At 72.3% G+C, this 24,537-nt stretch carries 20 protein-coding genes, 1 other RNA gene and 1 pseudogene; 13 read left to right on the plus strand and 9 right to left on the minus strand.

Annotated features, from left to right (window positions below):
* Window positions 1-30 precede the first annotated feature (30 nt).
* Window positions 31-189 (minus strand): hypothetical protein, encoded by a 159-nt coding sequence (locus AC07C1_RS07875; RefSeq protein WP_478937647.1) that lies wholly within the window; start codon window positions 187-189, stop codon window positions 31-33.
* Window positions 190-285: 96 nt separating this feature from the next.
* Window positions 286-1,569, minus strand: a complete 1,284-nt coding sequence (locus tag AC07C1_RS07880; protein WP_478937648.1) for a hypothetical protein — start codon at window positions 1,567-1,569, stop codon at window positions 286-288.
* 187 nt (window positions 1,570-1,756) lie between these two features.
* Between AC07C1_RS07880 and AC07C1_RS07885 the strand changes: the two genes are divergently transcribed.
* The 3 genes from AC07C1_RS07885 to AC07C1_RS07895 are packed head-to-tail and all read left to right on the plus strand — an operon-like array spanning window position 1,757 to window position 4,720.
* A complete protein-coding gene (locus tag AC07C1_RS07885; protein ID WP_478937649.1) occupies window positions 1,757-2,614 on the plus strand; it encodes a Nif3-like dinuclear metal center hexameric protein in 858 nt (285 codons plus the stop codon).
* Window positions 2,611-3,354 carry a zinc ribbon domain-containing protein gene (locus AC07C1_RS07890; RefSeq protein ID WP_478937832.1) on the plus strand — a complete coding sequence of 248 codons (744 nt, stop codon included), beginning with the start codon at window positions 2,611-2,613 and terminating at the stop codon, window positions 3,352-3,354. Before AC07C1_RS07885 ends, AC07C1_RS07890 begins: the two co-directional genes overlap by 4 nt.
* 19 nt (window positions 3,355-3,373) lie before the next feature.
* The gene (locus AC07C1_RS07895; protein WP_478937650.1) at window positions 3,374-4,720 is read left to right on the plus strand and encodes a bifunctional RNase H/acid phosphatase; all 1,347 of its coding nucleotides are present in this window, start codon (window positions 3,374-3,376) and stop codon (window positions 4,718-4,720) included.
* Here the strand turns inward: AC07C1_RS07895 and eda are convergent.
* Window positions 4,692-5,354 (minus strand): bifunctional 4-hydroxy-2-oxoglutarate aldolase/2-dehydro-3-deoxy-phosphogluconate aldolase, encoded by a 663-nt coding sequence (gene eda / locus AC07C1_RS07900; RefSeq protein ID WP_478937651.1) that lies wholly within the window; start codon window positions 5,352-5,354, stop codon window positions 4,692-4,694. The two genes, AC07C1_RS07895 and eda, sit on opposite strands and share 29 nt — an antisense overlap.
* An 81-nt stretch (window positions 5,355-5,435) precedes the next feature.
* Entirely contained in the window at window positions 5,436-6,218 is a 783-nt protein-coding gene (gene yaaA / locus AC07C1_RS07905; protein ID WP_478937652.1) for a peroxide stress protein YaaA, read from the minus strand.
* A 74-nt stretch (window positions 6,219-6,292) separates the two neighbouring features.
* Here yaaA and AC07C1_RS07910 point away from each other — a divergent pair, with 74 nt between their 5' ends.
* The 3 genes and pseudogenes from AC07C1_RS07910 to AC07C1_RS07920 all read left to right on the plus strand — a co-directional run.
* Entirely contained in the window at window positions 6,293-7,726 is a 1,434-nt protein-coding gene (locus AC07C1_RS07910; protein ID WP_478937653.1) for an RNB domain-containing ribonuclease, read from the plus strand.
* 108 nt (window positions 7,727-7,834) lie between these two features.
* Window positions 7,835-8,239, plus strand: an RNA gene (gene rnpB, locus AC07C1_RS07915) — RNase P RNA component class A.
* Window positions 8,240-8,497: 258 nt separating this feature from the next.
* A pseudogene (locus AC07C1_RS07920) lies at window positions 8,498-9,409 on the plus strand (NERD domain-containing protein); the annotation flags it as partial.
* 558 nt (window positions 9,410-9,967) lie between these two features.
* Here the strand turns inward: AC07C1_RS07920 and AC07C1_RS07925 are convergent.
* A complete protein-coding gene (locus AC07C1_RS07925; RefSeq protein WP_478937843.1) occupies window positions 9,968-11,404 on the minus strand; it encodes a hypothetical protein in 1,437 nt (478 codons plus the stop codon).
* Window positions 11,405-11,683: 279 nt separating this feature from the next.
* Between AC07C1_RS07925 and AC07C1_RS07930 the strand changes: the two genes are divergently transcribed.
* The gene (locus tag AC07C1_RS07930; protein ID WP_478937655.1) at window positions 11,684-12,355 is read left to right on the plus strand and encodes an SMI1/KNR4 family protein; all 672 of its coding nucleotides are present in this window, start codon (window positions 11,684-11,686) and stop codon (window positions 12,353-12,355) included.
* Window positions 12,356-12,416: 61 nt separating this feature from the next.
* Here the strand turns inward: AC07C1_RS07930 and AC07C1_RS07935 are convergent, their stop codons facing one another.
* Both AC07C1_RS07935 and AC07C1_RS07940 read right to left on the minus strand, forming a co-directional pair.
* On the minus strand, window positions 12,417-14,390 hold the full coding sequence (locus tag AC07C1_RS07935) for a hypothetical protein (RefSeq protein WP_478937656.1): 1,974 nt from the start codon (window positions 14,388-14,390) through the stop codon (window positions 12,417-12,419).
* Window positions 14,391-15,383: 993 nt separating this feature from the next.
* The gene (locus AC07C1_RS07940; protein WP_478937834.1) at window positions 15,384-15,929 is read right to left on the minus strand and encodes a DoxX family membrane protein; all 546 of its coding nucleotides are present in this window, start codon (window positions 15,927-15,929) and stop codon (window positions 15,384-15,386) included.
* Window positions 15,930-16,057: 128 nt separating this feature from the next.
* Here AC07C1_RS07940 and AC07C1_RS07945 point away from each other — a divergent pair, with 128 nt between their 5' ends.
* The 3 genes from AC07C1_RS07945 to AC07C1_RS07955 all read left to right on the plus strand — a co-directional run bounded on the left by AC07C1_RS07945 (window position 16,058) and on the right by AC07C1_RS07955 (window position 18,813).
* A complete protein-coding gene (locus AC07C1_RS07945) occupies window positions 16,058-16,384 on the plus strand; it encodes a nuclear transport factor 2-like protein (protein WP_478937657.1) in 327 nt (108 codons plus the stop codon).
* Window positions 16,385-16,442: 58 nt separating this feature from the next.
* Entirely contained in the window at window positions 16,443-17,426 is a 984-nt protein-coding gene (locus AC07C1_RS07950) for an aldo/keto reductase (protein WP_478937658.1), read from the plus strand.
* 163 nt (window positions 17,427-17,589) lie between these two features.
* Window positions 17,590-18,813 (plus strand): D-alanyl-D-alanine carboxypeptidase family protein, encoded by a 1,224-nt coding sequence (locus tag AC07C1_RS07955; protein ID WP_478937659.1) that lies wholly within the window; start codon window positions 17,590-17,592, stop codon window positions 18,811-18,813.
* A 260-nt stretch (window positions 18,814-19,073) separates the two neighbouring features.
* Here AC07C1_RS07955 and AC07C1_RS07960 read toward each other — a convergent pair whose 3' ends face one another.
* Window positions 19,074-19,844 (minus strand): SDR family oxidoreductase, encoded by a 771-nt coding sequence (locus tag AC07C1_RS07960; protein ID WP_478937660.1) that lies wholly within the window; start codon window positions 19,842-19,844, stop codon window positions 19,074-19,076.
* Window positions 19,845-19,920: 76 nt separating this feature from the next.
* Window positions 19,921-20,940: a Gfo/Idh/MocA family protein gene (locus AC07C1_RS07965; RefSeq protein WP_478937661.1), complete on the minus strand. Its 1,020-nt coding sequence runs from the start codon at window positions 20,938-20,940 to the stop codon at window positions 19,921-19,923.
* 121 nt (window positions 20,941-21,061) lie between these two features.
* Between AC07C1_RS07965 and AC07C1_RS07970 the strand changes: the two genes are divergently transcribed.
* From AC07C1_RS07970 to AC07C1_RS07980, 3 genes are all read left to right on the plus strand, one after another.
* Window positions 21,062-22,369 carry a multidrug effflux MFS transporter gene (locus AC07C1_RS07970; RefSeq protein ID WP_478937663.1) on the plus strand — a complete coding sequence of 436 codons (1,308 nt, stop codon included), beginning with the start codon at window positions 21,062-21,064 and terminating at the stop codon, window positions 22,367-22,369.
* Window positions 22,309-23,490 carry a serine hydrolase domain-containing protein gene (locus AC07C1_RS07975; RefSeq protein WP_478937664.1) on the plus strand — a complete coding sequence of 394 codons (1,182 nt, stop codon included), beginning with the start codon at window positions 22,309-22,311 and terminating at the stop codon, window positions 23,488-23,490. Before AC07C1_RS07970 ends, AC07C1_RS07975 begins: the two co-directional genes overlap by 61 nt.
* Window positions 23,491-23,552: 62 nt before the next feature.
* Window positions 23,553-24,530, plus strand: coding sequence for a small ribosomal subunit Rsm22 family protein (locus tag AC07C1_RS07980; protein WP_478937665.1), 978 nt, complete (start codon window positions 23,553-23,555; stop codon window positions 24,528-24,530).
* The last annotated feature ends 7 nt before the right edge of the window (window positions 24,531-24,537 follow it).

The raw sequence follows: 24,537 nt of genomic DNA on the forward strand, positions 1-24,537 counted from the left end.
CCGGTCGGACCGCCTCGGTCGTGACGACCGTCAGACAGCCGCCTCGGCGGTCTCCTGGGCCGGCTTGCGGTGCCGGCCGTGCGGAGCCGTCTCGCTCTCCTGGGCCGCGATCGGGCCCCGGTGCCGGCCGTGGCCGGCGCTGCCCTGAGAGTCGGTGGACAGCTGCTCCATCGTGCTGGTGTCGCTCATCGGAAGAATTCACCCCGTCAACATGATCTTTCGTACAGCCGAGCGAGTGTAACCGGCACACCACGGGCCGAATCCAGGCGCACACGCCGACCGGCACTACTTCGTTACAAGACGCCCCAGAGGCGCCTGTTGCAGGGGCACGGGACGGGGCGCCGCACCCTCCGGAGGGCCCGGTTCCGCCGCCTTCCGGGACGCCTCGGGCGCCCCGGCGGACGTGCCGTCCCGGACCGGACCCCCCGGTCCCGCGGCCCCCGGACCCGCGGCCCCCGGACCCGCGGCCCCCGGACCCGCGGCCCCCGGTCCCCCCGCGTTCGCGACCGCCGGTCCCCCCGTACCGGTCATGGCCCCTCCGGCCGCCGCACCGGGCGCGGTCAGCTCCGCCACGCCGCACGGAGTGTCCGGTGTGGCGTACGGCAACCGCAGCACCCCGCCCCGCGTCCACAGGCCGGCCCCCGCCAACCACCCCTGGGGCGCCGCACGATGCGTCAGCCGCCGCTCGGCCGGCCGCCAGGTGCCCACCCAGGTGCCGAACGCGCCGTCGATACGCAGGGCCACCGCACAGTGCTCCGGCATCAGCACCTGCCCCGGCTGGATCGCGAACGGTGTGACCGCGCAGTCCGGCAGGCGCAGGCACTCCGGGAAGCGCACCGGCAGCGTGCTGCCGAGCACGCCCCAGCCCAATCGTTCCTGCCCCGGGGAGGGCGCGTCGGAGGAGATCAGCAGCAGCCCGCTGTCGAGGTCGGCGAGCAGCAGCCGGTCGTCACTGCACTCCGCGATCTGCAGCAGGGGCGAGACCTCGCCGCGCTCCAGGTCCACGACGACGGTCTTGGTGCGGCCGCCCAGCTCCCGGTCCAGCGCCAGCATCCGGCCGGTACCGTCCAGCCAGACCCCGCCCGAGCAGCGCCCCGGCACCTCGGCGAGCCGCTCCGGCCCGAAGGCCCCGCCCGCCACCAGCCACACCACGCTGGACCGCGGGCCGACGGCGAGGGCGTACGCCTGCGCGCCCCCCGGTGCCGGCGGCAGCAGGGTGAGCCGGACGCCGGGCTCGGGGCACTCCACCGCGCCCAGCGGCAGCTCGCCGGTGCCGGGACCGGTCGGGTAGAGCAGCGCGAAGACATGCCGCCGCTCCACCAGCCGGTGGATCAGCACCCGGCCGTCGCCCATGGGCTGCAGCTCGGTGCCGGGCTCCTCCGGCTGGTTGCCGGGCAGCGGTACCGCGTACGGCTCCGGGCCGTCCAGCGTCCAGCGCTCGGGGAACCAGGACTCGCCGTCCCGGGCGAGCCGGGCCGCGTAGGCGCCGTCCGCCGTGAGGGCGCACCGCGTCGTCGGCGCACCGTCGGACTCACCCGCCGACGGGGGTTCGATCGCACAGGCCGTCATGATTCGGTCACCTCCGGTGACGAAGCTAGTTTTCGCACGCACAGGCGTGGGACCGGCCCTCTCCCGCTTCACACATACGGGTGGCGCAGAAGCGATTCATCTGAGGAAACCGGGGCCTGTGTGCTGAGCCGGGCCAGAGCAGGCGGATGCGGTACAGCCCCGCCGAACAGCCAGGTAGCCTTTCCCCGTGCCCCGTCTGTCTGAAGTCATCGCCGCGCTGGAGAACCTGTGGCCCGCCGAGCGGGCCGAGTCCTGGGACGCGGTCGGCACGGTGGTGGGCGACCCCGACCAGGAGGTCGGCCGGGTCCTGTTCGCCGTCGACCCCGTGCGGGAGATCGTCGACGAGGCGGTGCAGCTCGGCGCCGACCTGCTGGTCACGCACCACCCGCTCTATCTGCGCGGGACGACCACGGTCGCGGCGTCCACCTTCAAGGGCCGGGTCGTGCACACGCTGATCAAGAACGACATCGCGCTGCACGTCGCCCACACCAACGCCGACACCGCCGACCCGGGTGTCTCGGACGCCCTCGCGGGCGCCCTCGACCTCCGCGTCGTACGACCTCTCGTGCCGGACCCCACTGACCCCGAGGGCTGCCGGGGCCTCGGCCGCGTCTGCGAACTCGACCACCCGCTCACCGTGCGCGAGCTGGCCGCCCGTGTGGCCGAGCGGCTGCCCGCCACCGCGCAGGGCATCCGGGTGGCCGGCGACCCCGAGGCCGTCGTCCGCACGATCGCCGTCAGCGGCGGCTCCGGCGACAGCCTCTTCGACCAGGTCCGTGCGGCCGGCGTCGACGCCTTCCTCACCGCCGACCTGCGCCACCACCCGGCGAGCGAGGCCGTCGCCCACGGTCCCCTCGCGCTGCTCGACGCGGCGCACTGGGCCACCGAGTGGCCCTGGTGCGAGCTGGCCGCAGCCCAGCTCGACGAGATCTCCGACCGCCACGGCTGGGACCTCAGGGTCCACGTCTCCAGGACGGTCACCGACCCCTGGACCGCCCACGCGGCGTCCACCACCACCTCTAGCCCATTGGGAGCCCCCAACTGAACGCCGCGCCCGCCGACCAGATCCGACTCCTCGACGTCCAGGGCCTCGACGTCCGCCTGCAGCAGCTCGCGCACAAGCGGAGGTCCCTGCCGGAGCACGCCGAGATCGAGTCGCTGAACAAGGACCTCACGCAGCTGCGCGACCTGCTGGTGGCCGCGCAGACCGAGGAGAGCGACTGCGCCCGCGAGCAGACCAAGGCCGAGCAGGACGTGGACCAGGTGCGCCAGCGTGCCGCCCGTGACCAGCAGCGCCTGGACTCCGGTGCGGTCACCTCGCCGAAGGACCTGTCCAACCTCCAGCACGAGATCGTCTCCCTCGCCAAGCGGCAGGGCGACCTGGAGGACGTGGTCCTGGAGGTCATGGAGCGCCGCGAGGCCGCGCAGGAGCGGGTCGCCGAGCTGACCGAGCGGGTCGGCTCCGTGCAGGCGAAGATCGACGACGCGATCGGCCGCCGGGGCGCCGCGTTCGAGGAGATCGACGGTGAGGCCGCCTCGGTGACCAAGGAGCGCGAGGTCATCGCCGGCTCCGTCCCCGCGGACCTGCTCAAGCTCTACGACAAGCTGCGCGAGCAGCAGGGCGGCATCGGCGCGGCCAAGCTGCACGCCCGCACCTGCCAGGGCTGCCGGCAGGAGCTGGCCATCACCGAACTGAGCGAGATCCGCGCGGCGGCGCCGGACACGGTGGTCCGCTGCGAGAACTGCCGCCGCATCCTGGTGCGTACGGCCGAGTCGGGCCTGTAGGAGTCAGGAGGCTTCAGGGGTGAGGGAGTTCATCGTCGAGGCCGACGGCGGCTCCCGGGGCAACCCGGGGCCGGCCGGCTACGGTGCCGTGGTGAGCGACGCGGCGACGGGGGAGACGCTGGCGGAGGTGGCCGAGTACATCGGCATCGCCACGAACAACGTGGCCGAGTACCGAGGTCTCCTCGCCGGTCTGCGTGCCGCGCACGCCCTGGACGCCACCGCGACGGTCCATGTCCGGATGGACTCCAAGCTGGTCATCGAGCAGATGTCGGGCCGCTGGAAGATCAAGCACCCCGCCATGAAGCCGCTGGCGACCGAGGCGCGGGCCGTCCTCCCGCCCGGCCGGGTCACCTACGAGTGGATCCCCCGCGAACAGAACAAGCACGCCGACCGCCTCGCCAACGAGGCGATGGACGCGGGCGCCAAGGGCGCGCAGTGGTCCCCCTCCACGTCCCGGGCCGCCCTGGACACCCCGCCCGCCCTGCCCGAGCCCGCGGGCCCGCCCGGGGACGCGGCGGCGGGCGCGGCGAAGGCCCGGACGGCCCTGGCACAGGGCCGGACGACCGGTCCCGGGCAACCGGCCACCGCGCCGGCCGAGGACACCACCGAAGCCGGGGCGGTACGTGGCGGCGGGTCGGTCGGTGGGGCCGAGGTGGCCTCCGGGGCTGAGCCGGTTCGTGGGGCCGAGGCCGACGAGCCGCGCACCTCGAACCCCGGCTGGAGCGCCGCTCCCGACCTGGGTGCCCCCGCCACCTTCGTCCTGCTCCGCCACGGCGAGACCCCTCTCACCCCCCAGAAACGCTTCTCCGGCAGCGGCGGCACCGACCCCTCCCTCTCCGACGCCGGCCGGGAGCAGGCCCACCGCGTGGCCGAGGCCCTGGCACGGCGCGGCACCATCCAGGCCGTCGTCGCCTCCCCGCTCACCCGCACCCGCGAAACCGCCGGCATCGTCGCCGCCCGCCTCGGCCTGGACGTGGCGATCGACGACGGCCTGCGGGAGACGGACTTCGGCGCCTGGGAGGGCCTGACCTTCGGTGAGGTCCGCGAGCGCCACCCGGACGACCTGAACGTCTGGCTCGCCGACCCGGAGGCCCGTCCCACCGGCGGCGGCGAGAGCTTCGCCGAGACGGCCACCCGCATCGCCGCGACCCGTGACAAGCTGGCCGCGGCCTACGCGGGCCGTACCGTCCTCCTGGTCACCCACGTCACCCCGATCAAGACCTTCGTCCGGCTCGCACTCGGTGCCCCGCCCAAGTCCCTGTTCCGCATGGAGCTTTCGGCGGCCTCCCTGTCGGCGGTGGCGTACTACGCGGACGGCAACGCGAGCGTCCGGCTGTTCAACGACACGTCCCACCTGCGTCCCTGAGCCCGGCGGCGGCCCGCGCCAGCTCCTCGACCCGGGCCCAGTCGCCGGCGGCCACCGCGTCCGCCGGGACCATCCAACTGCCGCCCACACAGCCGACGTTGGGCAGGGCGAGGTACTCGGGGGCGGTCGCCGGGCCGATCCCGCCCGTGGGGCAGAACCGGGCCTGCGGCAGCGGACCGGCCAGGGACTTCAGATAGGCCGTGCCGCCCGCCGCCTGCGCCGGGAAGAACTTCATCTCCCGCACCCCGCGCTCCAGCAGTGCGACGACCTCCGAGGTGGTCGACACCCCGGGCAGGAACGGCATCCCCGACCCGCGCATCGCCTCCAGCAGCGCGTCGGTCCACCCCGGGCTGACCAGGAACCGGGCCCCGGCCGCCACGCACGCGCCCACCTGCTCCGGCGTGATCACCGTGCCCGCCCCGACCACCGCCCCCGGCACCGCACCGGCGATCGCACGGATCGCCTCCAGCGCCGCCGGGGTCCGGAGCGTCACCTCGATCGCGGGCAGCCCGCCCGCCACCAGGGCCCGCGCCAGCGGTACGGCGTCGGCGGCGTCGGAGAGCACCACCACGGGCACGACGGGCGCGAGATCCAGCACGGAGGCAGCCGAGGACGAGGGCAGCGGTGAGGTCATGCCCTCATCGTGCCCAGGGAGTGCGTTACGCGCAATGAGCGTTGCGCATGCTGCAACGCCGGTGGTGCGGTCGAGTCGGCCTCAGTGGATCTCCTCCACCAGCACGTCCAGCGACCACGCCTTGCCCGCCCCGGCCGGTGCCGCCGCCTCCACGACGTACCCCAGGTCCCGCAGCGCCCGCACCAGCTCGGCGGGGTCCTTCGGCGCGGCCCCGGCCGACAGCAGGCTCCGTACCATCCGCCCCTTGGTCGCCTTGTTGAAGTGGCTGACGACCTTCCGCGTCGGCGCGTGCAGCACCCGTACGGTCGCCGTCCGCCCCGCGACCTCGCCCCTGGGCTTCCAGGCAGCCGCGTACGCGGAGGAGCGCAGATCGAGGACCAGGCCGTCCCCGGCCGCCTCGGGCAGCACCTCGGCCATCGGCGCGCGCCAGTGCCCGGCCAGCGCGCCGAGCCCCGGCAGTCGCACGCCCATCGAGCAGCGGTAGGAGGGGATCCGGTCCGTCACCCGCACCGCGCCCCACAGTCCCGAGAAGACCAGCAGCGAGTCCGCCGCGCGCCGCCCGGCCGCCGCGTCCAGCGTGGCCAGGCCGAGAGCGTCGTAGAGGACACCGGTGTAGATCTCGCCGGCCGGACGGGTGCCGGCCGTCGGCAACCCGGCGTTCTTCGCGACCTCGCCGCGCAACCCCTCGCTCAGCCCCAGCACCTCGCGCGCCTTCTCCTCGTCGGCCGCGCACAGCTCCACCAGCTCGGTGAGCACGGCCTCCCGCGCGGCGGTGAGCCCCGGCGACGACAGCGACTCCAGCTCCAGCGGGGCACCCTCGCCCGAGTTCGCCTTTCCTTCCGAGGGCGGCAGCAGGACCAGCAACACGTACTCCTCACGTAGACCTCCGCGCCAGGGTACGGCGTGCCACCTCCTGGTCCTCGGCCTACGCTCGTTGCATGCCCCGCCGCCACATCCGCGTGACCGGCGCCCCCGAGGCGCCCCTCCGGGCCGCCCTCGCCGCGCTCCGAGCCGAACTCGGCATCCCGGAGAGCTTCCCGGCCGAGGTGCAGGAGGAGGCCGAGCGCTCGGCGAAGGCGCCCGCGCTGCCGTCGTACGACGCCACCGACATCCCCTTCTTCACCCTCGACCCGCCCGCCTCCACCGACCTCGACCAGGCCATCCACCTGTCCCGGCAGGGCACCGGCTACCGCCTCCGGTACGCCATCGCCGACGTCGCCGCCTTCGTCGTGCCCGGCGGCGCGCTGGACTCGCAGGCGCACCAGCGGGTGAACACGATCTACTTCCCGGACGAGAAGGTCCCGCTGCACCCCACCGTGCTCAGCGAGGGCGCCGCGAGCCTGCTGCCGGACCAGACCCGGCCGGCCGTGCTCTGGACGGTCGACCTGGACGCGGAGGGCCGCACCCGCGCCGTCGACGTGCGCCGGGCCCTCGTCCGCAGCCGGGCCAAGCTCGACTACGCGGGCGTGCAGCGGCAGATCGACAGCGGGACGGCCGAGGAGCCGGTCGCGCTGCTCAGGGAGGTCGGCCGGGCCCGGGAGCGGCTGGAGGTGGAACGCGGAGGCATCTCGCTCAACGTCCCCGAGCAGGAGATCGTCGAGCGCGACCACACCTACGAACCGAGCTACCGCGTCCCGCTGCCCGCCGACGGCTGGAACGCCCAGCTCTCCCTGCTCACCGGCATGGCCGCCGCCGACCTGATGCTGGCCACCGGCATCGGCATCCTGCGCACCCTCCCGGCCGCCCCCGACGGCGCGGTCGCCCGGCTGCGCCGCACCGCGATCGCCCTGCACATCGACTGGCCGCACCACCTGTCGTACGCCGGGCTGATCCGCACCCTCGACCCGCACGACCCGCACCACGCGGCCTTCCTCCAGGAGTGCACGACCCTGCTGCGCGGCGCCGGCTACACCGTGTTCCACGACGGCGTCCTGCCCGGGATCATCACGCACGCGGCCGTCGCCGCCCCCTACGCCCACTGCACCGCGCCGCTGCGCCGCCTCGCCGACCGCTACGCCTCCGAGATCTGTCTCGCGGCCGTCGCCGGCCAGGCCGCGCCCGACTGGGTGTTCGCCGCACTCGACGCGCTGCCCCGGGAGATGGCGGACGGCGCCCGGCGCGCGGGCACCGTCGAGCGGGAGTGCGTCGACATCGTCGAGGCCGCCGTGCTCAAGGACCGGGTCGGGGATGTCTTCGACGGCTGTGTCGTGGACGTCTCGGAGCACCAGCCGACCGTCGGCACCGTGCAGGTGGAGTCCCCGGCGGTGATCGGCCGCATCGAGGGCGACCACCTGCCCCTCGGGGAACGCCTGCGGGTACGGCTCACCCGGGCCGACCCCGGGACGGCGAGGATCCTCTTCGTCCCGGCGTGAGCGCGTCGGCCGGCGCACCGGCCGTCGGCGCGTGGCCGCCCCGGTAGCCGGTGACGGACGCCGGTCCGCGGCGCGGCCCACGCCCGGTACCATGGTCGGCACGGCAGACGAGCCGGGCGGGCGGCCGCGTGGAGTCCCCCTGGGGGGCTTCCCGAGGAACGTCCGGGCTCCACAGGGCAGGGTGGTGGCTAACGGCCACCCGGGGTGACCCGCGGGACAGTGCCACAGAAAACAGACCGCCGGGGACCTCGGTCCTCGGTAAGGGTGAAACGGTGGTGTAAGAGACCACCAGTGCCCAGGGTGACCTGGGCAGCTAGGTAAACCCCACCTGGAGCAAGGTCAAAAGGAGCGCCGTGAAAAGCGCTCTGCGCGGACGATCGAGGGCTGCCCGCCCGAGTCCGCGGGTAGACCGCACGAGACCGACGGCAACGTCGGTCCTAGATGGATGGCCGTCGCCCCGGCGCCCGCGAGGGCACCGGGGAACAGAACCCGGCGTACAGCCCGACTCGTCTGCCGCCCTCATCAGTATCCCGCCGAGCTCGTCGTAACCGAACTGTGAAAGACGGATCCGGTCCGTCGGCAGGGCGCGGTACGGTCGACCAGGGGTTTCCCTGAAGAAGGGGTGGGGACAGTGGAGGTCGGGCTTTGGCGGCAGGAGGTTCGCGCCCCGTGCCCAAGCCGGGACCGCCACGTCCGGTGCAGCAGTGGTTCCAGGAGCGGCCTTCTCCCTTCCCGTGGGAGCAGGACGCCCTCGACCACGTTCGCCGTCTGATGCCGCCCGCCGAGCCTTACCGTGCCTGGGCCACGTTCTCCTTCACCGCGCAGTCGGGTCGTATCAACGAGTGCGACCTGCTGATCGCGGTACCTGCCGGTCTCTACCTCATCGAGATCAAGAGCCACCCGGGACGCCTGGAGAACTCCGGCTCGACGTGGAACTTCCACGGGACCGACCGCACACGGACGATCAACAACCCACTGCATTTCAACGACGCCAAGGCGAAGGACTTCAGGAGCCAGCTGCTGTGGGCCGCGCGCAGGCTCAACATCCCCGAGCGTTCCGTGCCGCGGGTGGAGGCGGCGATCTTCCTCTCCGCGCCGGACCTGGAAAGCCATCTCGACGATGTACAGCGCGTCAGGGTTTGCGGCCGTGACGACCGGAACACCGGCCTGAAGCGCATCTGGCAGGACTTCCTCGGCCTGCCGCCCGACCGTCCCGAGCGCCGCATCACCCCCGACTTCTCCCGGAACACTCTGCCTCGGCTGCTGAAGGCCATCGGTATCCGGCAGTCCACGGCCCATCTCCGGTTCGGCGACGTCTGGAAGCTGCAGCCGCACCCGCTGGACGCCGGAGCCTCCTGGGAGGACCACCTCGCCGCGCGTGACGACGGTCTGGTCCAGGAGGAGGGCCGGGTCCGCGTCTACCTGGTCAGCCAGGTGGCGACCGAGGCGGACAAGAAGTCCACCGAGCGCGCGGCCCGCCGCGAATACCAGGTCCTCCAGGGCATCACGCACCGCGGCATCGTCGAGGCGGTGGAGATCCGCGAGCATCAGGGTGGCCCGGCCATCCTGTTCCGCCACCGCCACACCGATCTGCGCCTCGACCAGTACCTGGCGACCTACGGCGGCAAGCTCACCCCCGAGATCCGGCTCGATCTCGTACGGCAGCTCGCCGAGGCCGTCCGGTACGCGCACAACCGCTCGCTCTACCACCGGGCGCTCGCGGCCAGGTCGGTGTACGTCTCCTTCCGATCGGACGGGCTGCGGCCAGAGCTGCGCATCACCGACTGGCAGACCGCGGCCCGCGACTTCGACAGCAACGCCACGTTCTTCCGCTCCATCGGCGGCTCCGCGCTCGATGCCGCGTTGATCGAGGACGCGGCCCGCGTCTACCTCGCCCCGGAGACCGACCAGCCGTACGCCGTCCTCCTTGATCTCGTCCACCCGGATCTGGGAGGCGTCCAGCACGGCCTGCCGGATCGCGTCGTGGTGCAGCGCGAACTCGTGCCCCGGGTGCCGGTCCCGTGTCACCTCGGCGGCCTTCGACACCGCGCGCAGCATCGTGCGCGGGCTGATCTGCCCCTCGCCGTCCTGGAGGTGGTTGGGCAGCCAGGTGTACGTGTAGCCCTTGCGGTGGTCGGCGCCCATGTACAGGGCCGCCATGGCGCCGAAGACCTCCTCCTGCCGCCCTGGATCGGCGATGACCTCGACGGGTGCGGTGTACCGGCCGTCGCCCTGGGAGTGTCACAGCCCGGTCCGCTCCCGGAACTTCCCGGCCTCCGGCCCCGGCTGGTTGCCGAGCCGGTGGAAGAGCATGCCGTACAGGTTCTCGGGGGTCCAGGTGAGTTCCGCGCGGTTGGATCCGAGCTTCGAGGCGTCGGCGAAGTCCTTCGGCGCACTCTCGTACATGTCGGGACGGACGAAGATCTTCGCCCTCAGGCTGCTGTAGCTCAGCCGAAGGTCCAGCGCTGCCGCGAAGAGCGCCGACACCAGCTTGTCGATCACGGAACGGTCCTGGTGCAGATGCTCCAGCGCGTCGAAGATCAGCAGTTGGGGACGGCCGTTCTGGCGGGCTTCCTGGTCCCTGGCCCACAGGGCGCTGTCGTAGGCCTCGGGATGTTCGGCCACCCAGCCGATCCGGGCCTGCCAGTCGGTGTGCCGCAACACATCCGGGACCTTGAGAGCGGTCAGGATCACCGCGCACGAGAAGTTCTCGCAGAACTCCCTGAACTCCTCGCCGTCAGGTGCCTGCTGGACCAGCTTGCGGATGACTCGCCGGCTCGGATACGCGGCGTCGCTGCCCCCGCCCCGCCCATGGCCCGTGGTGACGGTCAGGCCGCGCAGCCGAGGGATCATGTACGAGGCCGCGGCGACGCTGCGCAGTTCCTCGCTCTCCAGAGCCTTCGTCCAGTACGTCTTGCCGGTGCCGCGGGCGCCCAGAACCACGGTGACATCCGGGTCCAGGGCCCGCCGGTGGCTGGCCGGGGTGAACATCCGCAGCAGGTCCGGCTGTTCGGTGTCGGCGTCGAAGGCACTGCCCGGCGCGTGCAGCAGCAGTGTGCGGTATTCCTCGGGGGTCGGTTCGTGCGTCATGAACGGTTCCGTACGGGGCTTGGGGACCAGTCGGTCGAGCGCGGCGAGGAACCGGGCGTAGGCGGCCTCGATGAAGGGCAGTTCGAGCCAGTCGCGGCCCCGCTGCGGGTCCAGGCCGACCAGGTCGTTGCCGAAGAGGATGGGGATCGGGGAGTGCGGTGCGTCGCTGTCCAGCGGCGCCGGGTGGAAGGCTGCCGGGGCGTCCAGGTCGAGCAGGTCCTCCTCGGCGTCCGGCTCCACGTCGTCGTACAGGAACTCCGAGAACGCCTCGTACGCCTGGTCGCGCAGCGCACCGACCCGTTTGGCGTCGCCCGCCGAGTGGAACATGGCGGCGACGATACGGAGCCGGCCGCGCAGCTCGTCGGCCCGGTCCGGCCGTTGCGACCACTGCCGGAACATCATCCGGTAACCCTCCCAGGTGGAGGGGTTGTTGACCGCGAAGAGCAGGGCGAGCCCGCTGAGCTGCGTAAGAGTGATGGCCGCGATGTCGTGGATTCCGGCCCGGCTGTCCAGCAGCACGACGTCCGGCCGCCGGGACCGCTCGGCCACCAGGTCCTCGCACGCCGTGATCGCGTCCTCCAGCCGCACGCAGAAGGGACGCGGATGGCCGCCCGGCTCAACGGCGGGCAGGTCGCTGTAGATGCGGTTGAGCGGCGAGGCGTGCCGTGCGGTAGTGGTGCTGGCCCGCTGCCCAGAAGTCCGGGGGCGGAGGTATGGCAGGGGCCGGGGCGGGAGTCGTCGGAGCCGTCACGGCGATCACTTTAACTTCACACTTTTGTTGAACGGGAGGGGTTTGCACGGTTTCCGGAGATCGGCGTTGTCCGGATGCGGGCACTGCGCGTGTGGGAGAACCGTAGGGTCGCGACTATGACCGATGACCGACAGCAGGAAGAGGCCGTAGCGGGTGCCTGGGCGAGGATCGAAGCGTGGTTGAGGCAGAACGCTCCACGCTCCTACCGGATGCTTCCTCCACCCGCCCCGGAAGCCGACATCCTTGCGGTTGAGCAGGAACTGGACCTCACCATCCCACCAGGCCTCAAAGCCTTGTACCGGCTCCGCAACGGCACCGGCCATCCCGCCGACTTCGGCTGGACACCCGAACCCGAAACCGGGCTCCCCCTCCAAGGACAGGGAACAGCCTGGCTGCTGCCGATGCAGCATGCGATCCCCCCGGTGCAGCAGCTGCCGTACTGGGACGAAGGCCCCCACACCATCGGCATGCCGGTCGACCCCGCGATGCGGTACCTCGCCTTCGCCGCGACCGACCGCAGTTGCCTGTACGGGCTGTTCACCGACTGCACCCGAGGACCCGGCTACGGACGGATCGGGACCTTCGAGGAGGCCGGCATCCCCAAGCTGGGCGTGTGGCCGTCGTTCGCCGACTACCTCATCGAAGTGGCCGACGCCCTCTACGAGAATCGGGGCGTGGAGTTCGCGGACGGACGTCAGGACACGGCGGTGCCCGGTCTCGTCGATCAGGCCCTGGTGTGGGACGGCCCCCTGTATCCACTGGATCCCGACTGGACACGCTTCGCATAGCACTGTGGCCGGAACACCACGGGGGTGCTCCGGCCACAGGATCGGTCAGTCAGCGGTCAGGTCAGCCGACCTTCTTCCATGCACAGACCGTGTCGGCGTTCTTGCAGTGCTCGAAGCCGGGATTGCTGATGAAGAACCCGTCCTCGTCGAGCAGCCGCATCTGGGGAACGAACTTGATGCCGAGGTCACGAAAAGCGGCTTCGTTCTGCTCCTCCGGCACGGAGGCACGACCGCACTTCTCGTTCCACTTAGGGCCGGTGTAACCGTTGCGGTTCTCAGCGAACAGGCCCCACGTTCCGCCGGTCATCGGCCTGGTGTAGAGCTGTGCGCACTCGTTCCCGGAGCCGACCTGGTTCGGGCCTTTCGGCATGCCGCCGCTCTGACGCGTACTCGCGGGTGCGTACTCGTCGCACGATCCGTTCGGCGTGGCACTGTTCGGCGTCCAGCTGGTGGGGCACACCTTCGTCCGACTCTTCTTGGCGGTCCAGTCACCTCCGTTCGGATCGGCGTTGTTGCCGGGGCCGAGGTAGGTGACGAGGGAGTCGAACTGCGGGCTGCCCGGGTGGGAGGGGAGTTTCTGCTGCACCAGCCAGTAGTAGGCACCGGCCGCTGGGTACAGGTTGGTGTCGACCGTCCAGGTGGGCTTGAAGTACGGGAAGACACAGCCGGTCTTGATGGTGCCTCCGGCGATGTCGTCGCAGCGCGGCGCAAGCTCCCGGACGCGGACGTCGCCGCTGCTGCCGAGGCTGGTCTGGGCGTGCGCGTCTCCGGCGTCGACGGAACCGAGGAGGCTCCAGCCGAGGTCGAACTGCTCCTTGCCGGTGCCGTTCCAGATCGTCTGCTTCTTCGCGGTCATGGCGTACTGGGACCCGACCTGGCCGACGGTCCAGTGCGGCGTGTGGTTGAGGCCGTCGTCGCTCGACCACTGGACCTGCGAGCTGGTGCAGTCCTTGCAGTTGTCGGACGCCCCCCAAGTGAGGTGAACACCCTCCGTGGCGTCATCGATGTGCGTCGGAACCACAGTGAGCTGCTGATCGAACTCCGCCCGGTCGGTGCCGGTGTCCGACTTCTTGTTGTACAGCTTGATCTGCTGGGACAGCGCGAACGTGGCGGTGCCGAACTTCGGCAGTTCGTCCGCGTCGACGAAGATCAGGGTCGCGTAGCCGACATTCTTCAGGCACGCCTCGGTCCGGTTGATGTAATCCTTGCCGCCCGGCTTCGAGGCACACCACGGGACGAGATCGGCACCCCGAAGAGCGTCTTTCATCGCCCTCTTGGCAACCGCTGCGTCCTCGGGAGTCGGCGCATCGCGGCTGATCTCGATGCACACCTTCCGGCCCTTGGAGTCCGGGGCGGAGCACTTCCGGCCGGTGTCCTTGCCTCGCACTCCCTGAATCGGGCCGGGATCGGTGCGCCCGAACTCTCTCGGAGTCTGCGCAACCGAGTCGATGGTGGACGTGGCCTGCGGCGCCGGGAAGGTGACGTACGGCTTCTCGGCCGGAGGAACGCTGATCTTGAAGGTGGAGTACGGGGACCAGCCGCTCTCGTAGACCTTGCTGGTGGCGTCGTACCCGGACGAGCGGACCGCGTAGGTGACACCGTTCTTGAGCTTGCCCGCGGGAACCGGGACAGAGGCCGGTTTGCCCGCGTTCACCTCACCGGAGACGAGAACGCCCCACTGGTTATCGTCGGTCAGCTTCACGACCGTGTCGGTGGGCTTGCCGCTGGAATCGGTGGTGTGGACCTCGAAGGTCGAGGTGGTCTTGTGCCCGCTGGTGGCGTTGACCGTGTTGCGCAACGTCGGCGTGGTGGTGTCGACCTGCCACACGCCGTTGGTCTTCGTGAACGGCGGTCCCGCCTCCGGCGCGTTGGGTGTGGTCGGCGCGGCGGCTGCGACTGTCTGTGCGCCGGGACCGTGGACGGGTGGCGGGCTGTCGGAGCCGGCCGCGTGGCTGGTGGTGGCTAAAGATCCGAGGATGAGCGCGAGGATCGCGCCGAGGGTTATTCGCTGTCTTCTTGCGGCGGGGGGTATCAACCTGTGACCTCTCTGTGAGAACAACAGTGCGACCCCACCAGGTCCGGAGGGTGAGAACCATGGCCAGAATCACGGTTTGAGAGTCCAGGGAAAGAGATGAGCCATCGGGGGATCCCGCCCGCCCCCACCCCGCGCCGAACCCAAGGCCACCTTCACTTCCGGCCAAGGCCGGGTGACAAGCCACTGGCTGGTGTGCGGGGTCCGGGCTGGCAGGATGGGGGGAGGTTTCCGGCCGTGGGCCGGGCTCGGGTGAGGGGCTCCGGCCACGCCGAGGCGACGCCACGCGGTCAGAAGGATGCGAAGAGGACGGTCGCGGATGCGGTTGCGGGCTCGGGTTCGGAGTCCGGTTCCGGGGTGGACAAGGAAGCGCTGCTGAAGGACCTGAAGCGGCAGGTTGGTCGCGCTCGAGGACGACCTGCGCGAGCGCAGCGAGTCCGTGGAGGAGTTCCGCGTCCGGCTGCGCGGCGAGTACCAGCAGGCGCTGGATGCGTCCCGGACCGCCGCGACGTACGGCGCCTGGCGTGACGAGCGGGTCACGCAGGCCGCGGTGGCGTGGGTGCTGGCCTGTGTCTTCGTACGGTTCTGTGAGGACAACGGGCTGATCGAGGAGCCGTTCATCGCGGGCCCGGGTGAGCGGCTGGTGGAGGCGGAGGAGCGGCATGAGGCGTTCTTCCGGGAGTACCCGCACCTCAACAATCGGGACTGGCTGTGCGAGGCGTTCAAGCACGTGGCTGCCGCGAACGAAACGGTGGCTGGGCTGTTCGATGAGGCGCACAATCCGCTGTGGGGGCTGACGCCCAGCTATGAGGCCGCGACCGAGCTGCTGAACTTCTGGCGGCGGTGGGGGCGGACGGGCAGATCCGGTACGACTTCACGGACCCGGAGTGGGACACGCGGTTCCGCGGCTCCTCCGTCGCGGTCATGGTCTGCCCGGCGACGGGCTCAGGGGACTGTGCCTGCCACCACGACGGGGCCGCCTGCACGCGAGGCCGTCTACTCCTCGAACAGGGCCTCCTGCTCCCCCGCCGCGTTCGCCCGCATCCGCCGATTCCGCGCCCCCACCACCAGGGCCGTTCCCGCCGCCGTGACCCCCAGCGCCACCGGCACCATCCAACCGCGGTCGAAGACATGACCAAGGGCATGGTCGAGGGAGAGGCGGCCGGGGCCGGTCACCGCGAGGCCGGCCGCGGCCAGGCCCAGGCTCGCGGCGTGCTCGTAGCCGCCCTCCTGGGCGAAGAAGCCGTTGGGTACGTGGACCGCCGCCGCCCCCGCCATCGCGCCGGCCGCCGCCGCGCCCGCCGCCGGGGTCGCGAGGCCCAGCGCCAGCAGGAGTCCGCCGCCCGTCTCCGCCAGGCCCGCCGCCGTGGCGTTCGCCTTGCCGGGCACATAGCCGACGGACTCCATGAACTGGCCGGTCCCCTCCAGACCATGTCCGCCGAACCAGCCGAACAGTTTCTGCGCGCCGTGCGCGGCCAGCACCCCGCCGGTGCCCAGCCGCAGCAGCAGCAGGCCCAGATCACGTCGGTCGTAACAGGTCACCGTGACTCCCATGCAGACAGGCGGTCAGATCCCTCCCGCGGTTCCACCGTCGCACCCCGCACACCGGTGGGCCCGTCCTGGATGGCGTTCGGGTGGCGGGGCCGGGGGAGCGGTGTGAGCCTGGCGCCATGACGATTCAGCCAGCGAAACTCAGCGACCCGACCGTCCGGGCCTTCGTCAACGCCGTCAACTCCCACGACCGCGAGGGGTTCATGGCCCTTCTGGCCCCCGGCGCGACCATGGCCGACGACGGTTCCGACCGTGACCTCGCCGAGTGGATCGACGGGGAGATCTTCTCCTCCCACGGCCACCTGGAGGTGGACAACGAGTCCAACGGCGGCCACACCCTCCGCGCCCGCTACCGCAACGACACGTGGGGCGAGATGCGCACCAAGTGGACCTTCACCGTCGAGGGGGACGGCCGGATCTCCCGGTTCGAGACCGGGCAGGCGTGACGGGGCAGCACCGCGGGACTTGCCTTCGCGTGCGCTTCAACTCCTAGCGTCCCGGGGCATGGAGACCACCAGGACGCTGGGACGCAGCGGGATCGATGTGAGCGCACTCGGTTTCGGGTGCTGGGCCGTCGGGGGAGAACACCGGACCGCCGACGGGCAGCCCGTCGGCTGGGGTCCAGTGGACGACGACGAGTCCGTACGGGCGATCCGCCGTGCGCTCGACCTCGGTGTCACCTTCTTCGACACCGCCGACAGCTACGGCACCGGGCACAGCGAGGAGATCCTGCGCCGCGCGCTCGGCAAACGACGGGACGAGGTCGTCCTCGCCACCAAGTGGGGCAACGTCTTCGACCCGGACACCCGCACCCTCACCGGCACCGACGACACCCCGGAGTACGCCCGCCGCGCCCTGACCGCCTCCCTGCGCCGCCTCGGCACCGACCACGTCGACCTGTACCAGTTCCATCTCGCCGGCGCCGATCCGGCACGGGCCGCCGAACTCCGGGATCTGTGCGAGGAGTTCGTCCGCGAAGGGCTCGTCCGTGCCTACGGCTGGAGCACCGACGACCCCGAACGCGCCGCCGTCTTCGCCGCGGGCCCGCACTGCACGGCCACCCAGCACGCGCTCAACGTGCTGAACGACGCCCCGCGACTCCTGGAGTTGTGCGAGCGGTTGGAACTCGCGAGCATCAACCGCAGCCCGCTGGCCATGGGACTGCTGGCCGGCCGGCGGAGCGGGACGCCGGCGGCCGGGGACATCCGGAGCCGCCCGCCCGCCTGGCTGCGGGGCTACCAGGGCGACGGGTCCGGTGCCGACCCGGAGTGGCTGGCCCGCGTCGACGCGCTCCGCTCCCTCCTCACCAGCGGCGGCCGTACCCTCGCCCAGGGCGCCCTCGCCTGGCTGTGGGCCCGCAGCCCGCGCACCGTTCCCATCCCCGGCTTCCGGACCGTCGCGCAGGCCGAGGAGAACGCGGGGGCGATGGCGAAGGGGCCGCTCACCCCGGGTCAGTTGGCCGAGATCGACCGGGTGCTCGGCAGGTGAGTGCCGCCGGCGGGCCGTACGGGGAGACCGGTGCGGCTGGTACCGCGCCGCGCCCTGCCCGGTCGGGACGATCTGCCCCGTTCGATTCCAGGACTCGGCACATTCCGGCCGTAGCCGCCCTCCGGCCGGGAACGCCCTGCTGGAAGCGGTGTACCGTCCCGGGGTGCGTGAATGTTCCCGGCTCAGCCGGCGTGCCGTCCTCGGGCTGACGGCCGCCGCCCTTCCCCTGTCCACGGCCACCGAGGCGTCCGCGAGGACCCCCGAGTTCTCGGCTTCGCTCGAGCGGGGAGCCACCCCCACCGGGGGTGCGCGTCTGGCGCGCGGCGGTGTCCAGGTGCGCGGTGCCACCGGACTGCCCAAGAAGCTCGACGCCCGCGCGTGGCTCGTCGCCGACTGCGCGAGCGGGGAGGTGCTCGCCTCGTTCGACGCGCACCGGCGGCTCGCGCCCGCGTCCACGCTGAAGATGCTGTTCGCGGCCACCGTGCTGAAGAAGTTCGACCGCACCGAGCGGTACAAGGTCACCGACGCCGACCTCGCCGACATCCCGGCCGGCTCCAGCCTCGTCGGAATCAAGCCCGGGATCACCTACACCGTCGAGCAGTTGTGGCAGGGCGTCTTCCTGCGTTCCGGCAACGACGCCGTGCACGTGCTCGCCCACATGAACGGCGGCGTCGCCAAGACGGTCGCGGAGATGCAGGCCAAGGCCGAGGACCTGCAGGCCCGGGACACCCATGTCGTCAGCCCCGACGGCTTCGACCACAAGGGGCAGCTGTCCTCGGCGTACGACCTCACGCTCTTCGCCCGCCACGGTCTGAGGGACGGCGACTTCCGCGGCTACTGCGCCACGAAGACCGCCGACTTCCCGGCGGGCGGCAAGAAGACCTTCCAGATCCAGAACACCGATCGCCTGCTGACCGGGGCGTGGGGCCTGAAGACGTACGACGGTCTCATCGGCGTCAAGAACGGCTACACCAGCCACGCCGGTAACACCTTCACCGGCGCGGCCGTCCGCGGCGGTCGCACCCTGCTGGTCACCGTCATGCACCCGGTCACCGGTGGCAACGCCGTCTACGAGCAGGCCGCCGCGCTGCTCGACTGGGGCTTCGGCCACGGGCGTTCGGCGCAGGCCGTGGGGCTGCTCGTCGACCCGCTCAGCGAGGGCGGCGCGAGCGCCGGCCCGGCGCCCGCGCACAAGACGGTCCGGGCGGCGGCCAGCGCAACCGGTGCGGCGTCCGTGAAGGAGTCGCCGTGGCACCTCGCGGAGGGCGCGGCCGGAACACTGGCGCTCGTGGGGGCGGGGGTCTGGGCGCTGCGCAGGCGGCGGGTCCAGGCGGCGACGGCCGCGGTGGAGGACCGGTCGGTGCCCGGCGGCAGGCACCGGCGCTGAGCCGGCCGGGCCGTGTAGGGGGCGGCCGTTCCACCCACCGGCGTGTACCCGCGTCCCGCGAGGTCCACCCCCAACTCCGGTCCGGTGGAACGGCCGCCACCACCCCCCTGGATGTGGCTGTGGAAGTTTCGTGCTCCAACTGTGAAGCTCTTGTGGAGGAAAGTTGAACACACGTCCCCGATCGGCCGCAATGGCACGAATGTTCAAATTCGGTTTCTGAGCGACGGGGAGCCGCCCTCCGCCCCGCCCTCCGCCCGCCCTCAGCCCCGTCCGATGTACGGCATCGCCGTCGCCAGCACCGTCGCGAACTGCACGTTCGCCTCCAGCGGCAACTCGGCCATGTGCCGCACGGTGCGCGCCACATCCGCCACGTCCATCACCGGTTCCGGGGCCACCTCCCCGTTCGCCTGGAGCGCACCGGTCTGCATCCGGGCCGTCATGTCCGTGGCCGCGTTGCCGATGTCGATCTGCCCGACCGCGATCCCGTACGGCCGCCCGTCCAGCGACAGCGACTTGGTGAGGCCGGTCAGCGCGTGCTTGGTCGCCGTGTAGGCCACCGAGTGCGGGCGGGGCGTGTGGGCCGAGATCGAGCCGTTGTTGATGATCCGGCCGCCCTGCGGGTGCTGCTCCTTCATCCGCCGGTACGCCGCCTGCGCGCACAGGAACGCCCCGTTGAGGTTGGTGTCCACCACATGCCGCCAGGCGTCGTAGGGCAGTTCCTCCACCGGCACCCCGCCCGGCCCGAACGTGCCGGCGTTGTTGAACAGCAGGTCGACCCGCCCGAACCGCTCCACGGTCGCGGCGAACAGCGCGGCCACGTCCTCCGGGCGGGAGACGTCGGTGCGTACGGCGAGGGCGGCGCCGCCCGGTGCGAGGGCCGCCGTCTCCTCCAGGGTCTCGGTGCGGCGGCCGGCCAGGGCCACCGACCAGCCCGCGCGCAGCAGTTCGACGGCGACCGCGCGGCCGATGCCGGATCCGGCGCCGGTGACGACGGCGATACGGGAGGGCGTGGCGGTCGGCTCGGTAGTCATGATCCGTAGCGTAGGTGAGTGTCCAGAGTCCGGAACTCATCATTCCGCCATGCGAACGCCTTGCTGCCGAGAGGCCCTAGTAGGCCGGCGCCGGCTCGCCCACCTCGTCCGGGTAACGGACGCCGACGCGGTCGCGGATCGCGTCGAGCGTCCGCATCACGGCGAGCGTGCCGTCCAGCGGCACCAACGGTGACTCCCGCTCGCCGGCCCGCAGCGCCCGCATGACCTCCTTGGCCTCGTGCCGGAAGCTGGTGCGCGGCCCGTCGGCCGGGTCGGCGGCGAACTCCTCGGGGTCCTTGCCGGCGCGGTGCAGCACGAAGCGATCCGGACGGAAGAAGCCGTTCGGGATGTCGATCCGGCCCGCCGAGCCGGTCACCGACGCGGTCACCGCCGTATCGCCGACGATGGAGCAGTGCACCGACGCCAGCGCGCCGGAGTCCCAGGACAGCAGGGCCGCCGTCTGCAGGTCGACGCCCTCGGGGGAGAGGACCGCGCGGGCCGCGATGTCGGACGGCTCCCCCAGCAGCAGCTGGGCGAAGGAGACCGGGTAGACGCCCAGGTCGAGCAGGGCGCCGCCGCCCTGCCGCGGGTCACGCAGGCGGTGCGAGGGCGGGAAGGGGCCGGCGAGCCCGAAATCGGCCTGGACGCTGCGCACCTCGCCGATCGCGCCGTCCTCGACCAGCGCCTTCAGCCGGCGCACCAGCGGGTTGCAGTACATCCACATCGCTTCCATCAGGAAGCGCCCGTGCTCGCGGGCCAGCGCCACCAGCTCCCCGGCCTCGCGGACGTTCAGCGTGAAGGGCTTCTCGCACAGCACGTTCCGCCCCGCCTGAAGGCACAGCCCGGCCGCCGCCCGGTGCGCGGCGTGCGGGGTGGCGACGTACACCACGTCGACGTCGGCGTCCTCGGCGAGCGCGCGCCAGTCGCCGTACGCCCGCTCGATCCCGAAGCGCTCCGCGAACGCCCGCGCCGGCTCCTCACGGCGCGACGCCACCGCCACGACCTCCGCGTCCGGCAGATCCACCAGATCCGCCGCGAAGGCCGCCGCGATCCCGCCGGTCGCCAGGATCCCCCACCGCACGCTCCGCTCGCCCATCGCCCACCCTCGCTCATGCGTTCCCCGGCAGTGTGTACGAGCTGAGAGCATAGGTGCCGTTCGCGTCAGCGAGGCCGTTTCACGCGGGTCACAGAGTCACAGGGTCACAGAGGGAGGGCACATGCCGGAGCACGCGGCGGCACCGACACCGGAAAGGGAACACAGCTCCGGCTCCGCACCGCCGCCGGCCCGTGTCCCGCATCGCGCCGGCCCGCTCGTCACCCTCCTGCTCGGCTGCCTCACCGCGACGACCCCGCTCGCCATGGACATGTACCTCCCGTCGCTGCCGGAGGTCACCCGCTCCCTGCACGCCCCCGCCGTCACCGTCCAGCTCACCCTCACCGCCTGCATGGCCGGCCTGGGACTCGGACAACTGGTCGTGGGCCCCATGAGCGACCGCTGGGGCCGCCGCCGTCCCCTGCTCATCGGCCTCGCCGTCTACCTCGCCGCCACCGCCCTGTGCGCCCTCGCGCCCACCGCCGAGACGCTGATCGCCTTCCGGCTGGTGCAGGGCCTCGCCGGTGCGGCCGGGGTCGTCATCGCCCGGGCCGTCGTACGCGACCTGTACGACGGGGTCGCCATGGCCCGCTTCTTCTCCACCCTGATGCTGATCTCCGGGGCCGCCCCCATCGTGGCGCCGCTCATCGGCGGCCAGATCCTGCGGGTGACGGACTGGCGGGGCGTGTTCGTGGTGCTCACGGTGGTCGGCGCCGTGCTCGGCGCCCTGGTCTGGGTACGGCTGCCGGAGACCCTGCCGGCCACCGAACGGCACGCCGGGGGAGTGGGGGAGGCGCTGCGCGCCATGCGCGGCCTCCTCGCCGATCTGCCCTTCACCGGCTACATGCTCGCGGGCGGCTTCGCCTTCGCCGCGCTGTTCGCCTACGTGAGCGCGTCCCCCTTCGTGATCCAGGAGATCTACGGCGCCTCCCCGCAGACGTTCAGCCTGCTGTTCGGCCTGAACTCCGTCGGACTGGTGGCCGCCGGGCAAGTCAACGGCAAGGTGCTGGTCGGCCGGGTCAGCCTGGACAGAGTGCTCGCGGCCGGCCTCGCGGTGATCGTGCTCGCCTCGGCCGCCCTGCTGCTGATGGCCGCCGGCGTCTTCGGCGAAGTCGGCCTCGCCCCCGTGGCCGCCGCGCTCTTCGTCCTGATGTCCGCGATGGGCATCACCCTGCCCAACGCCCAGTCACTCGCCCTGCTGCGCATCCGGCACGCCGCCGGCTCCGCCTCCGCGCTGCTCGGCACCTCCTCCTTCCTCGTCGGCGCGGTCGCCTCCCCGCTGGTCGGCATCGCCGGAGAGCACACCGCCGTGCCCATGGCCGTCGTCCAACTTTCGGGATCACTGGTCGCGGCGGCCTGCTTCGTGGGAATGTGCCGTCCCTGGAACGCACGCGGGAACACGCGTGCGGGGTCGGAGGGAGACGAGAACTGAGCGCACCCAGACTGCGCACCGACACACCGGAACGGGCCGGGCTCGACCCGGTGGAACTCGGGCGCATGGCCGGCGAGGCGCACGCCCTCACCGCCGGAGAGCGCCCCTGGGCGGCCGGCGCCGTCGTGCTGGCCGGCCGCGGACCCGTGATCGCCGTGGCCGAGGCCGCGGGCTGGGCGGTGCGCTACGCCTCCTACGACGCCCGGACCGACACCGGCGTCGAACTGCCGCCCCCGGCCCGGGTCCCGGCCACCGTCGGCACGCCCTTCGACCTGGCCTCCCTCACCAAGCTGTTCACGTCCGTCGCCGCCGTGCAGCAGATCGAACGAGGCACCCTCGGCATGGACGCCCGGATCGGCGACTACCTGCCCGACTTCCGGGCCGCCGCCGCCCACGGCATCACCGTGCGGCAACTGCTCACCCACACCTCCGGGCTGCGCCCCGACCTCCCCCTGTACGAGTACCCGGACGACGAGGCCAGGCTGGCCGCGCTGCGGGCGGAGGCACCGACCGCGGAACCGGGCACGTACCGGTACTCGGACCTGAACATGCTCCTGCTGCAGTTCGTGCTGGAGCGCCTCACCGGCCGCACCCTCGACGTCCTCGTCCAGGACGGCATCACCCGGCCGCTCGGCATGACCGCCACCACCTTCGGGCCCTGCCCCGGCGCGGCGGCCACCGAGGACCAGCGGCGGCCATGGGCCAAGGCCGACCGGGGCCTGCTGCGGGGCGTGGTCCACGACGAGAACGCCTGGGCGCTCGGCGGGGTCGCCGGGCACGCGGGCCTGTTCTCCACCGCGGGCGACCTGGCGATCTTCTGCCGGACCCTGCTCGCGGGCGGCTCCTACGGCCCCGCGCGCATCCTCGGCCCCGACTTCGTGGAGCTGCTGTTCACCCCGCCGGGACTGGGCTTCACCCTGGACCAGCCCTGGTTCATGGGGGAGCTGGCGGGCCGGGGCGCGGCCGGCCACACCGGCTTCACCGGCACCTCCCTGGTGCTGGACCCGGCGACGGACACCTTCCTCGTCCTGCTGGCCAACACGGTCCACCCGAGACGCCGCCCGGCGGACAGCAGGCCCCGGGCGGCACTGGCCACGCGATTGGCGAGGGCGGTGATCTGAGCCTCACGCGGGGCGGAGCCCCAGCAGGCCGGCACCGGCACCGGGCGCCGTAGAATCGCCGGGTGAACGACCCCCTCCGCACCGCACTGGCCGAGCTGCTCGGCGGTCTGCCTCCCACGGAGGTGGCCGCCGCCGTGGACCGGCTGATCGCCAACTACCGCGGAGCCACCCCCACCGACGCGCCGATCCTCCGCGACCGCGCCGACGTGGCCGCGTACGCCGCCTACCGGATGCCGGCCACCTTCGCGGCGGTCCACTCGGCGCTGGCGGCGTTCGCGGACGCGGTGCCCGGCTGGGCCCCCGGCAGCCACGTGGACGTCGGCGGCGGCACCGGCGCCGCGACCTGGGCCGTGACCGCCACCTGGGACGGGACCCGCCCGGTGACCGTGCTCGACTGGGCCGAGCCCGCCCTCGCCCTCGGCCGGGAGATCGCCGCCGCCAACCCGGCCCTGCGGGAGGCCCGTTGGCAGCGCGCCCGGATCGGCTCGGGACTCTCCCTCGACGCCACCGATCTGGTCACGGTGTCGTACGTCCTCAACGAACTCTCCGAGCCCGACCGTGCCGCCCTCGTCGACGCCGCCGCCACCGCCGCGCGGGCCGTCGTGATAGTGGAGGCCGGCACCCCCTCCGGGTACGCCCGTGTCATCGAGGCCCGCGACCGCCTGATCCGGGCCGGATTCCGGGTGGCCGCCCCCTGCCCGCACAGCGCCGCCTGCCCGATCGTGCCCGGCCAGGACTGGTGCCACTTCTCCGCCCGGGTCGGCCGCTCCTCCCTGCACCGCCAGGTCAAGGGCGGCTCGCTGGCGTACGAGGACGAGAAGTTCAGTTACGTCGCCGCGACCCTGCTGCCCGCCGAACCGGCCTCTGCCCGGGTGGTCCGGCGCCCGCAGATCCGCAAGGGCCAGGTGCTGCTCGACCTGTGCGAGACCGACGAGCGGCTGCGCCGTACGACGGTCACCAAACGCCACGGCGACCTGTACAAGGCGGCCCGGGACGCCGACTGGGGCGATGCCTGGCCTCCCCACGGCTCCGCGTCGTAGCTCATCG

The sequence above is a fragment of the Streptomyces sp. NPDC045022 genome (genome assembly GCF_056432605.1).